Source organism: Proteus mirabilis HI4320 (genome assembly GCF_000069965.1).
GTDB lineage: Bacteria > Pseudomonadota > Gammaproteobacteria > Enterobacterales > Enterobacteriaceae > Proteus > Proteus mirabilis.
Window position 1 is genome coordinate 2,184,664 of record NC_010554.1, and the last position, 14,444, is coordinate 2,199,107.

A 14,444-nucleotide genomic window follows, 5' to 3' on the forward strand; every position below is an offset into this window, starting at 1 on the left:
TGCTTCTGGTTTTATTTATATGGCTTCAATAATTAAAAGCATGCTGGAAAATCCATGCATAAACAAAGAGTTTGAAAAGCTAATTGCAGCAGATCTACTTCCTATTCTTCAAAATGAAACTAATATGACTGAAAATTTTACTGCCCTTCATTTAATAAAAAAAACAAATAATAGAAGAATAATTTTATAGAAGAACTTATTCATCATAAATTAACTCTTACCCTGTTTATTAATAACTGAAATAAATACAACTAATTAAAGAGAGGAAACGATTATTTACAATAATCTTCTCTCTTCAGGTTTTTTGTCTTAAAAAAGACAATTCAGTCAAGTCAGACGCTAGAAGGGTATATAGAGATGCTAGAACTACTGTATTTAAAAATTACTGTACTTTTTATTAAAAATAAGTTTGAGGGAAAATGATGTCAAAAATTTTAAAAGATTTAGAGTTTACTTTTACAGGAAAACGTTATGGTACAGATGGAAATGACGATATTGATGCCATAGGTTTTGGAGGGATCATTTATGCAGGAAAGGGACACGATACAATCACAGTCGGAACATTTGCAGTTACCGCTTACACCGGAGACGGGCACGATTTTGTCAGAGGGGGAAGTGCTTATCTTAAGATTATTGATGAGAACGGTGATTTAGATGTCAGAGGATTAAATGCATGGGGAGAAATTGAAAAGTCCGGTCATGGCGATCTGAAATATGTTGGTGCTTCTGCCGCGATTAAGATTAATCATACTGGATATGAATATGGAAATATCAATTATTCAGGAGCTGCTATTGCAAATATCATCACCCGTAAAGGCGCAATTAGTAATATCAACTACCAAGGTGCTGGCGGTTACAATCAAATTTGGCATGAAACCAATACTGGCAATATGACGTTTAAAGGGGGGGGAGGCTATAATAAATTGGTTCGTACTTGGTTTAATAGCTATCAAAATTCAAAAGGAAATATTAATTTTGAAGGATTAGGCGGAGGCAACGGAATCTTCTCTCGCGTTGAAACAGGTGATATTAAATTTACCGGAGGTGGCTTAGAAAACGTCTTAATACGCGAAGGTAAATCAGGCGATATCTTTATGTATGGAGCAGGAGCCAATAATAGGCTTACACGTATCAGCCGAAATACTGATACCTATAAAGAAACAAGTGGCAATATCTATTTTTCGGGGGGGGGAGGTTATAATCATATCTATTCCAATATAGCACAAGGCAATATCACATTTTATGGAGCTGGGGCTTACAATGAGATCATTCGTACAACTCAAGTTCATCCTCATAATGATTTATTAGTTGAATATACGAAAGCTGAAAATATTTTTCTAACAAGTGCTTATATGTTAAATCTAGACTTAGATAAAAGTATTAATTTTCTAACAAGTGATAATAAGCAAAATTTCGAATCCGGTAAACCTGTTGAAGTAAAAGCGATTAAATCATTGCGAGAACCAAATACTTATTTGTTTAAAACACCGGGCCCAGGGGATACCAATTTATTCATATCAGACTATGGTCGTCGAGATTATACCTTTAATAAAGTCAAAATTTACAATGATCCTGAAACGGGAAAACTTCAATACGATTCCGAACTTTGGCGTATAACGCCTGATAGTGGGGACATTAGGAACATACGTTTTGATAAAAAAAATTTTGAGGATACCTATAATCTTAGTGTGGTCAATAATTGTTGGAATACATTAGAAAAACAAGAAATTATCGAATCACCACGTTTCACAAAAATAAATGCTGATAGCCACTATCAATTATCTAATTTAAAAGTATTTCAACACATTAATACAGAACAAATCCAAAGAAAGTCTCTAGAAACAATCAAGTTGGGCGTAGCACAAGAACTTTTTAAAGACGATAATTCTGCTGAATGCTCTGGTGATATCAATTTCACAGGTGGTGGCGCTGGTAATGTCATTAAATCTGATGTTACACAAGGTGATATCAATTTTACAGGTGGCGGCATAGCAAATGTAATAAAACATAACTCTAATTATGGTAATACCAACTTTACTGGTGGAGGCGCAGCCAACATCATTGTAAAAAAAGGTCAAAGAGGAGACCTAACATTTGATGGAGGAGGATTAGCAAATGTCTTACTACATCAAAGTAAAGAAGGAAGAATGAACATTAATGCTACTGGTGCCACGAATGTATTAATCCGAATTGGTGACGGTGAATATAAAGCACATCTTACGGCATTAGGGAATGTTTCTATTCACAAAGGACAAGGTGATAGTCATATCACAATGTTAGGAGGATTAAATACCCATACCCAGATTGATAGTCATCAGCGTGATAAGGCTTTATGGCGAGCATTAGGCGGACTTAATGTCATGACACAAGTCGGTGCTGGTACTATTACATCTTTACTCGGCGGCGGTGGAAATGTCCTGACTAAAATGGGTGAAGGCGACCTAAGTAGCATCATGTTAGGTGGTGCTAATATCATTACACATATCAGCAATAACAAAATAAAATCAAATACTTACACTATCACCCTAGGTGGATTAAATATTTTAACAAAAAAAGGTCAAGGTGATATTTTAGCCATAATGGGGGGAGGTGGCAATGTCCTAACACATATCGGAAACGGTAACATACATGGCGTTATGCTTGGAGGTGCCAATATCTTAACTAAAGTAGGTAATGGTGATCTTTCAGGCATTATGCTAGGTATTGGTAATGTACTAACACATGTTGGCGATGGGCAAACCCTAGGTATAATGGGCGCTGTGGGGAATATTTTCACTAAAGTCGGTAATGGAACCAGTATGGGTGCCATGGTCGGTGGTGGCAATATATTCACCCATATAGGTAATGGTGAAGCTTGGGCACTAATGGGAGGTTTAGGCAACGTCTATACCAAAATAGGCAATGGGAATACTTTGGCACTAATGATCGCCAAAGGGAATGTGTTCACTCATGTGGGTGATGGAATGTCGGTTGCTCTAATGTTAGCGATAGGCAATATAGCCACAAAAGTGGGCGATGGCATGACATTAGCTGCAATGATTGGCAGTGCTAATATTTTTACTCACATTGGGCATGAAGAAACCTTTGCTGCAATGGTGGGTAAAGGTAATGTCCTTACCAAAGTTGGCAATGGATTAACATTGGGATTAATGCTAGGTGTGGCTAATATTTATACCCATGTCGGTGATGGCATTAGTATTGGGCTGTTTTCTGGTAAAGCAAATATCATGACCAAAGTGGGTAATGGAACCACATTATCAGCGATGTTTGGCAAAGCCAATATTATGACCCATATCGGTGATGGGATAACTGGCATACTTGCATTAGGCCAAGCCAATATCATAACAAAAGTGGGTGATGGCATTGCGGGAATCATTGCTGGTGCGAAAGGAAATATCGTTACTCATGTAGGTGATGGAATAACCGCTGCGATCCTCGGCGGAAAAGCGAATATTTTAACAAAAGTGGGTGATGGGCTCACCGTAGGTCTGCTGATTTCAAAGGTGGGAAATATTATGACCCATATTGGTAATAGCACCACGATTGGTTTTGCCAAAGGCAACGCCAATATCATCACAAAAGTAGGCTATGGTTTAGGCATTAATGCGGCATGGGGTAAAGCTAATATTTTCACTCATATCGGCGATGGTGAACGATATAACTTCGCCAAAGGAAATGCCAACATCATTACCAAAGTAGGTAATGGACAAGAAACCTCTGTTGTTAAAGGTAATATCAATATTATTACACACGTAGGTAGTGGAAATAATTATACTGGTGCATGGGGCAATGGGAATGTTGTAACACAAATTGGTGATGGTCGTCAGGTCGCCTTAGCAAAAGGTCATGCAAATATTGTCACTATGCTCGGAAAAGGTGACAACTATGGCATAGTTTGGGGTAAAGCCAATATTTCGACAAAAGTAGGTAATGGCACGCAAGTCACCATAGCAAAAGGCCAAGCAAATATTACAACAACCGTAGGTGATGGCCTAGGTGTTACCGTTACATACGGCAACGCAAATATCAATACTAAAGTGGGGAATGGTGTATCTGTAAACGTTGCTTGGGGGAAATATAACGTAAGTACCAAAGTGGGTGACGGCTTAAATGTTTCGGTCATGAAAGGTACCGCTAATGCAAATATCCATGTTGGTAACGGTTTAGGTATTAACGCCTCTTACGCAAAAAACAATGTCATCGTTAAAATTGGCAATGGTGATATCTACAGCTTATCGGTTGCTTCTAGTAATACTCAAAGTAATAAACTCGCTACTTTCTTCGGCAATATAAAACAGAGTGTACTTGGTGTGGTCGGGAGTCAGGCTATTAACTATTTAGTACAAGGTGATGATGTAACCACTTCCGGCTCCCGCAAAGGCAAAGGCGCTATTCATTTAATTGAAAAATCTTCAATCGACGGTTTCAAAATGAACAAAATCGACGAAGTGAAGAGTAACATTGATATAAATTTAAAAGGTCATATCACAGAGGTAGAAACCCCTAGTTTAAGTGATGTTAATACAGATGAATCCAACTTAACCAATAACAGTCCGAATTTGATCATAAATGGTGACTTTAAACATGGATTTAAACCTGTAACAGAAGGTTGGAATATTGCATATACTCAGGATAAAATTACAGCAATTAGCCAATATGGACATAGAGCCTCTATTGATACACCAACTAATACTAATAATAAAGATTATTGGGATGGTGGACTTATAGCAGAATACAAGGAAGAATATGAACCAAATATCGCTATATATCAAGATATTAGTGGTTTAATGCAAAATGAGGTGATTGAATTAAGTTTTGAGTATGAACGACAAGATAATACGCCAACAGAGAATAAATTAAGTGTTATCTGGAATGGTGAGGTTGTCTTCACTTCATCAAGTGATGATAAGTCAATAGCATGGCAACAACAACAAATTAAATTAACCGCAAATGCAGAAAATAATCGTCTTATTTTTACCATTCCAGGCTCTGATGGCTTGCAAGGAAATAATTACAGACTAAGAAATATTGTCGCTAAATCAGCTGTAGCAAATATAAACAAGCATATCTCAGATTCTGATGCGACAAAAAATGCCCTCGCTGACAAAAAGAAGGCAGATGCCAATCGTCAAAAACTAACTGATGAAAAACAACGCCTATTAGACCACATCTCTACCACACAGACTGAACTTGAATCGACCGATCACCTTGCACTGGAGAAAAACGGCCATAGAGAACGCGATGCCATTCTTGAAGAAGCTAATTCAGTAACACACAATTTGACCACAGTTGGTCAAACACTGGAAGTACTCAGCGAATATTCACAAGATGCCCCCCCCTCAGATCAACCATGGAGTGAGCCATTCGCGGAAGGAATTTTAAAGGATGTACAGAAGAGCTTAATTAATACTAAAAAAATTGTTTCAGTGCCTGTTAATAATATTAAAACTCAGTATGTTGCAAACCTTACAAAGGTGAAAAAATCGATAAAAAAATCGGAATATGGCGTTATTCAAAGTGAAGAACATTGTCAAGAAGTGCAACTCGATACTTCCAAAGCAAAAAATGATGCAGATAAAAGATACTCAGACGCGATAGATAAAAAAAATAGTGCTCAAATGGCAGAGAAAAAAGCATCAACCATGGTGGAAGATGCGAGATCACGAGGAGATACGGAGCAAAAAACAGCGACTAGCATATCGGATAAAGCACAAAAAGAAGCTAAATCTGTTCAACTGAAAGAAAGTGATAAACCTAATCGTCACAGGGCGCATGGTAGCGGTTTATCCGGAGAAGCGGCCTATGTAGAGGGGGCTGATGATAATCCATCCAGTTATATCAAACCAATATCAACTAAAAAAAATGATGGTCGTTTCAATAATAAACTGACAACATTTAATCAGGAATTACTTGATGATGCTCAGCAAGCCATTAATCGTTTAAGCATTAATGCTGGGATCCGACAAAAATCGGCAAACGTTCTTCCCTCTTTTACATCAGACCTTAATGGAGATGACGTAGCAACCTATCAACAACCTTCTCTTCGTTCAGGCAATCTTCAATATCACAAAATAGGAGCTATCGCGGTCAATCTTTCTGGATTAGGCGAAAGCCCCATTTTTGAAACGCTAAAACAAAAATTCAATGTAAAAATTAAGAATAGAAATACTTACTTTACTTTTATTTTGGAAAAAAATAGTGGTCGTATCCAAAAAAATATTTATTTGGATAACATCAATGATCCCACTCAGCAAAAAATAATAGAACACTTTATTTTAGCTAATTATTCAAATTTTGAAGCAATGCCTAATGAACTTCATTTAGAAAATGACAAAATTAAATCAAGTCATAACAACAAAGATAGGATACTTGCAGAATACGTAGAACATAAATGGCAAATGCTAACTGATTCAAAAGTCATGTCAGTTGATGAACTACATAAAGTTGCAAGTGTTAAAGGCAAAATACAAGGCGAAAGTTATAAATCAATCATTACAACTCTCTCGGAATACCATGAAAAAGAATCGAATACAAACTGCTTACCAATAGAGAAATTGAGAGTGCTAGCTCAGTTGCGAAACCAAATTGATGGTTACCTATTAGGACACCCCGACTCTGAACGCAATGATGGATTGAAACAGTTACAAACTCAAGTCAATACACGTTATAAACACGCATCGGCTTTAATACAAGATAGTCACACCATCAACGCTGATAGCAGCTTTAGTCGCTTATACGATTCACTTTCAAATGCCAATTTAAAAAGAAGTAAACACATTTATATTGATATTAACGGACACTTTGTCACTGAAGGAAAAAACAATCTGCAAGGGAAAAATAGACTAACCAGCGGAAAAGAAGTGATTGAGCGAGTAAAAAATGCCGTAGAAAAAGAATATGGCGCACCGATTGCCAATAAAGTCTTCAGTCAATTTGCAAATAATGAATTCGCTGAAAACGGCGAGGGTATTGATGTTTCAGGGTTAAAAAAAATTCACAGAGCTATTGAGCGGGAACTATCTCCTCATAGTGCAACCTTATATATCTGGAAACCAAGCAATCATAGTAATTTGGGACACGCCACACTACAAATAGGTCAAGGTCGCTTACTGTTAAACACAGAAGACGCACAAAATAATCATAAAGAAAACTACATCAGTTGGTGGCCTAACAAGGCGAAGTCATATTTTGATGTGATGGGAGTCCCCTCACAACCAAAAGAGTCGTTAGCATCGGATGTTGCAGCAGAAGAAAATGATGGCTTTGGTTTAAATTACAAATATAAAGAACTAAACAGATATGACCGACTCATGAATATTGCGAAAGGTGAAACGGTCACCACTGCAGATGATTTATCTCTTGCAGACGCAAAAAATATATTGACGATCCCAAATTATATAGAAAATTCAAAAATACCGCGAACAATTGGACAGCCTTTTATTGATGAATGGGTAATAACTCAGAAAAAACTCAACAACATCGCCACAAATTTTCTAGAAGCTGTACAAGGTAAATTTAGTGGAAATACCATAACTATAAATGGTGCCATGATACTATTGACAGAGCCCACGTTACTATCAAAAAGAAAAATCCCACTTTCTGTTGCACAGCCTTTTATTGAACAATGGGATAATATAAAAACACAACAAGAAGATATATCTATTCAATTATTAAAAGCGATGAAGACTTGGATACAAGAAGGTAAGGATCCAACGTTAACGAAAAAACGAATTGCTTTAGTAGAAAACGAATTTGCTGAGCAAAAACAAAAAAGTATTGACAGATTTAAAACCAGCTTACCTGATGAAGGACGAGTATTCCGTATTAATTTAGAGGGGTTAGACGTTGCTGCTATGCAAGCTGAATGGCAACGAATTAAAAATTCACCTAATGGTCGTTATCATTTATTAACCCAAAATTGTTCGAGTATCGTAGCGAAAATTTTAAAAGCGGGTGGCGCAGATGAACTGATTGGCTATAACTGGCAACCTAAATATAATATTTGGACACCAAATCAAATGTTCGCATTTGCTCAAGAGTTACAAGAAGCGCAAATGGCACGACAACAAAGTAGAATGATTCCACCTAACTTACACGCGTTGTCAGGTTCTGAAAATATCCGTCAAGAGCTAGAAAACACCTCCCCTCTTATTTCTGCTGAACAAAAGCTCAATATTGTTTTTAGTGAACAGGAAACGGGTTTTCTACTGACACAAGCATCAGATGAAACGAATGAAAAATTTATTTATATAAAAAATGGAGATAATCAAGAACAACAAAAAATAATGAGTAATTTTATACTCACTCATTATCGTGATTTTGACTCTATCCCTGAGCAACTTTATTTCTTAGATAATACAATCGTGTCACTCGATAAAAACCATTCACGAATATTATCAGAAAAAGTCGGTGAAAATTGGCAACCTGTTGCCTATTCGAATCTAATGACTGCTGATGAATTAACCTCCGCTGCAGAGGTGACAGGAAAAGCACGCGGTGAAAATTATAAAGCGATCATTCAATCGCTTAGAGATTATGAATTACAAAGTACAAATACAAACAACACACCAATAGATATATTTCAGCAACTATCCACATTACGTATACAAATTAATAGTTATCTGCTTAAACACCCTGATTCAAAACGTAACGAAGCATTGCAACAATTACGCGACCAAGTTGATATACGTTATAAACATGCTTCTATCTTATTAAGTAATAGCCAGCAAGTTGATTCAAATAATACTTTTAGTTATTTATATGAGATTTTTTCAAATGCTAACTTAAAAATCAACAAACATATTTATCTTGATGAAAACGGCAACTTTGTTACAAAAGGGAAAAATAATTTACAAAACCAAGACAAACTTATCAGTGGTAAAAATGCAATCACAAGCATTAAAAGATTGGTCGAAAAAGAGTATGGCAGTGAAATTACCAATCAGGTATTTAATCAATTTACAGAAAATGAATTTGCCCAAAATGGCCATGGTATTGACCTGTCAGGATTGAAAAAAATTCACCAAGCAATTGAACAACAAGTTTCACCAATCAGTTCTACACTATATATCTGGAAGCCCAGCAAACATAGTCGCTTGGGGCATGCTGCGCTACAAATAGGTTCTGGGCGCTTACAATTAGATAGCGATAGTGTGCAGGATAACCATGATAATAATTATGTCAGTTGGTGGCCTGCCGGGAGCAAATCGCTCGCAAACCCACTGAATATTACAACAGAAAAAAATCCTGATTTAAAATTACGCTGGTATGATTTAAGCCAACCAGTGAGTCGCTCAACAAATTTCATGACTTTACAAATTGATATTCAAGAAGAGGAAAAGACGAATTTCAAATTAAATAAAGATGAAGGGGAAAATGACAGACAGTTAAAAGAATTTAGAGATAAAACGAATCTTACCCGAGGTCTCGAAAATATTACACCTGAAATCGCAGGCTTACTGTTGAAAGCTCCTCATTTGATACCAGAAACACTTATCCCACCTGAAATTTCACACCCCTTTATTAAACAGTGGAAAAGCCCAAATAGTAATCTACTTGAAGTATCAACAAACTTTTCAATCGCAGTGAAAAACTGGCTAAAAGTCGCCTTTCCAACAGCGATGATTAACCAAACCTTTGCATTGGAAATCAAGAAAATTAAAGAAATTGAAGACCGAAAAACAGAAAATTTCAAAACAAGTGTCGCTGATGATACAAATGATGGCGTGGTGTTTCGCATTAATCTAGAGGGACTTGATGCCGCCGCCATGCAAAAAGAGTGGAAGCGCATTAATAGCCAGTCTGATCCTCGTTACCAATTATTAACCAAGAACTGTTCTAGTATTGTTGCTAGAATATTAAAAGCAGGCGGAGCAGATCAACTGATTGGTCATCATTGGAAACCTCGATTTGGCATATGGACACCAAATGAGTTGTATAAATTTTCTCAAAAGATACAGGAAGCACGCTTAGCCCAAATTGCGGTACAACAAGGCAAACCTATACATTCTAATTTACAAGCATTATCAGACCACAATAAAGTGGCTATTGATAATGACGGTACATCACCAAACGAGAGAAAAAATCTTAGCCCATTAACACGTTTTTTTAATGATCATTTTTTCGGCAGCTATGAACGTCGTAGAGACATGACAACGGTGATGAGAATAAAAAATGAAGAAAAAATAACATTAAAAGGGGATGCAGGCCGTCTTACAGGATCATATTACAGAGGAAACGACAATATTCCAGAAGCTACCGATAAGAAAGTAGTACTATTTTTACATGGTTCAAATTCCCCTACCGAAAAACAATCCTCTAGTTTTTATCATTATTATAACCAACAAGGCATCGATATGTTAGCGATTAACATGAGAGGGTTTGGCGAAAGCGATGGCTCGCCAACAGAGCAAGGAATGTATGCTGATGCACAAACCATGTTCCGTTATCTCGTTAATGATAAAGGTATCGATCCTAAAAATATTATTATTCATGGTTATTCCATGGGGGCACCAATTGCGGCTAAATTAGCCAGCGATATTTCAGCTAACGGTCAGCATATAGCTGGGCTATTCTTAGATAGACCAATGCCAAGTATGTCAAAAGCAATTGAATCTTATGATGAATATAGCCTTAAGAAATTGACTGGACAACTCGCAAAAAAAATCAATGGCCAATTCTCCGTAGAAAAAAATCTACAGGGTTTCTCAAAAGATATCCCCATTATATTGCTCACTGACTGTGGCGAGCTGGGCATTGGTGGTGAAAAAATGCGCACTAAATTACTTGATAAAGGATATCTAGTTAAAGGAGAAAGAACCGATGTTTCTCATTTAGAGAGCCTTAAGTTGATGAATCAATACGGTAAACAAATAATATCAAGTTTACTATCCCCAGAGTATGTAAATAACACCAATCACAGAAATGCGTTAGATTCGATACAAAACCCGATAAAAAAGAATAAGGTGACTGATTGGGGGATGGTATATGTAAAACCCAATGATAATGGGGGTGATAGTCGTTTTGATAGCCAGATTATTATCCAAACAGAGGATGATCCGATAGTCGCTCAAGCAGCTTCGGCACTTGCCGCTAAACATGCCAAAAATAGTATCGTGGTACAATTGGATGCCGATGGTCATTACCGCGTAGCTTATGGCGACCCAGCACAACTTTCAGGTAAAATACGTTGGCAGCTTGTTGGCCATGGTCGTGAAACAACCGAAAATAATCATTTACGCCTTAGCAACTACAATGCTGATGAGCTTTCCAATCAATTGGTTAAATTCAATACCGTATTCAGCAAAGAAAATAATATCAATACAACTCCTGAACATATCAGTATTGTCGGTTGTTCATTAATAAGTAATGACAAGCAGGCAGGATTTGCCCACCAGTTTATCAATGCATTAGATCAACAAGGCATTCGTAGTAGCGTTTCTGCTCGAGTAACAGAGGTCGCCGTTGATAGCAATGGTCACAAATACACCAAAGATAACAACGGAGAGTGGGTAGCCAAACAAACCCAAAACAAGGTAGTGTTAGATTGGAATAAAGAAGGCAAAATCACGACTGAATTTGAGCAAATACATAATGGTGTTGCTGAAGGTGATATTGATTTGACTAAAGTAGGTGCTTCAGCTGACAACAAAGTACGTGGCGCAATTGCAGATAATAATGAAGTCTTTACCGCCCCCAAAAAAGGTAAAAAATCAACCAAACAAAGCTCATCAGGAAGTGATAATTCATCACTAAGCTATTCTGGCAATATCCAAGTCAGTGTGGGTGACGGCGAGTTTACAACGGTTAATTGGGGAACCTCTAATCTTGGGATCAAAGTAGGTACTGGCGGATTTAAATCACTGGTTTTCGGTGATAACAATGTGATGGTACACGTTGGTAATGGTGATAGTAAACATAGTGTTGATATTGCTGGCTATCAAGCTTTCGAAGGTATGCAATTATTTGTTGGTACACGTAACGTCAGCTTTAATCTGGGGCGTAGTAATGATCTTATTGTGATGTTAGAAAAATCAATTCCAACCCCTCCACTGATCAACCCTTTTGATGGTGCTGCTAGAATCACCAAAGTTCTAGAGTCAATCGCATGCTCAGGTGAAAATAATGATAATGATTGGTTGTCGGTACAAAACGATCAGTGGACACTCGCTGGCGCTAAAAAATTTGCCATAGATATGTCAGGAATAGACCAAACGAGCAATGTTGACTATAAAACACTGACTGATCTGAATTCACAGAATAAGCGTAGTAGCCGTGGATTAAAGAGTGATCTAGAAGCCACACTAAACAAAAAATATAACCAGTGGTTAGGTGGTAGTGGCAATAACAACGAGATGGGAAAAATCAGCCGAGCTGAGCAACTTCGTCAACTAGATAGTAAAATCGCTTTTAATTTCGCCATTGGTGGTCAAGGTGCTGATATTCAAGTTACTGCCGGGAATTGGAACTTGATGTTTGGTGATAATATCCAGTCTATTATAGACACTAATCTTGGCTCATTATTTGGCTTAATGACGCAGCAATTTACAGCAACTGGTATGGTGGAAACCACCTTTACTTATACCCCCCAAAACTTACCAACTAAGTTAAAAAATAAATTGCTAGGTCGGTTAGCCAGCGTGAGTTCAGACACGACTCTGGGGGATATTTTTGGAGTAGACTCTACCACAGATGGAAAAATAATCTCTCGTAATGGTGAGCCCATTGATGTTGTCGCTATTTTGAAAGATATGCTCGCTGTAGTGACTGAGTTTGGAGGTGAAAAACTGTCCGCATTTACTGATCCGACTAAATTATTAGATAACCTCCAATCATCTATTAATCTGGGCAAGGATGGTATTATTTCATTTGCTGAAAGCCATGGTTTAAAAGAAAAAGCGACAGAAGATCAACAAAATGAATCTGAAGTTTCAATTAATGCCCAAACACCAATAACAACGAGTCAAACTGAAAATAGCAAGATCACAGAGGAAAATGATCGCCCTTTCGGCTTCAATTCGCTAAATATCCCCAATCTATTTGCCACAATCTTTAATAAAGATAAACAAACAGATATGCGTGATCTCGCAGAAAACCTCAAAGAAAATTTAGCAGCTGATGTACTGAACATGGAGAAGAAAACGCTCGATTTCTTGCGTAATAGTGGTCATTTAAAAGGCGATGGTGACATACATGTCTCTCTTGGCAACTATAATTTCAACTGGGGGGGAGATGGTAATGATCTCGGCGCTTACCTAGGAGATAATAATAATTTTTGGGGTGGGCGTGGTTCAGATACTTTCTATGCAACGGGGATCTCAAATATTTTTACTGGGGGTTACGGAAATGATCTCGGCGTCTTGATGGGGCGCTCAAACATGATGTTTGGAGGCGATGGAGATGACACTGCTATTATCGCCGGTCGGATCAATAATGTCTATTTAGGTGACGGACTCGATAAAGCATTTGTCTTTGGGGAAGGCGGTGAAATTCACACTAATGCAGGTAATGACTATGTTGTCACTACCGGTAACTACAATCGCATTTTCAGTGGTAGTGAACAAGATTTTGTTGTCACAATTGGTAACCACAACCAAATATCCTTAGAAGAAGGCAATGATTTTGCCAAAATTTTTGGTAACTACAATAGGTTGAATGGAGGGGGCGGTGATGACGAAATTCAACTAATGGGTTATCACGCCGTAGTTGATGGAGGCGATGGAAATGATCAACTAATTGCAGCTTCATTCTCGAAATTTAGCCTTCTTAATGGTAATACAGGTAATGATATTATCATATTAGGTGGATATCAGAACCACTTCAAAGGTGGAAACGGTATCGATAGCTTCCTGATTAATAATAATGTGATTGATTGTTATATAGACGATATTAGCCAAGAAGATAATATTGTACTTGGAGATATTGATTGGAATAAATTATGGTTTGAACGCAGTGGCTATGATTTAAAGATCTCACATATTCGCTTCCCACAAAATACAGGGGAACAAGCCACATTTGAGCGCATTGGCTCAACTACTTTTACTGATTATTTCAATGGTAATCAGGCAAAAATCGTTATCGCAATGACTGATAAAGATCACTCTGATCAGCGCGAATATACGGCTTTATCAAGCAATGCACTCGCTATTCAAATTCAGGCCATGAGTACATTTCCTATGAAGGCAGGCGCATCCGGATTTTTCGATAATATAAGTGATGAGGCTAAACAAATGATAGCCGTAGCTTGGACAGATACAATTTCAGGAAAAGGCATATTAGTGTAGTTTAGCCATACTCTATAACTATAATAAATCCTCTCCGTTGGATGTGAACTGTGACGCGAGAGGTTTTTATCTTAAGAGTACTCTCAATGGAAAAATAATATCGTATCAAATTAAATTCCTATGTTGTTTAATCCATCATAATGAAAAAAGAGCCAAGCTCAT

General features: G+C 37.3%; 2 protein-coding genes. Both read left to right on the forward strand.

Annotated features, from left to right (window positions below):
• Positions 1-19 precede the first annotated feature (19 nt).
• The gene (locus PMI_RS10065) at positions 20-190 is read left to right on the forward strand and encodes a hypothetical protein (protein ID WP_017827182.1); all 171 of its coding nucleotides are present in this window, start codon (positions 20-22) and stop codon (positions 188-190) included.
• A gap of 232 nt (positions 191-422) precedes the next feature.
• Positions 423-14,282 carry an MARTX multifunctional-autoprocessing repeats-in-toxin holotoxin RtxA gene (rtxA, locus tag PMI_RS10070; protein ID WP_041707097.1) on the forward strand — a complete coding sequence of 4,620 codons (13,860 nt, stop codon included), beginning with the start codon at positions 423-425 and terminating at the stop codon, positions 14,280-14,282.
• Positions 14,283-14,444: the final 162 nt, after the last annotated feature.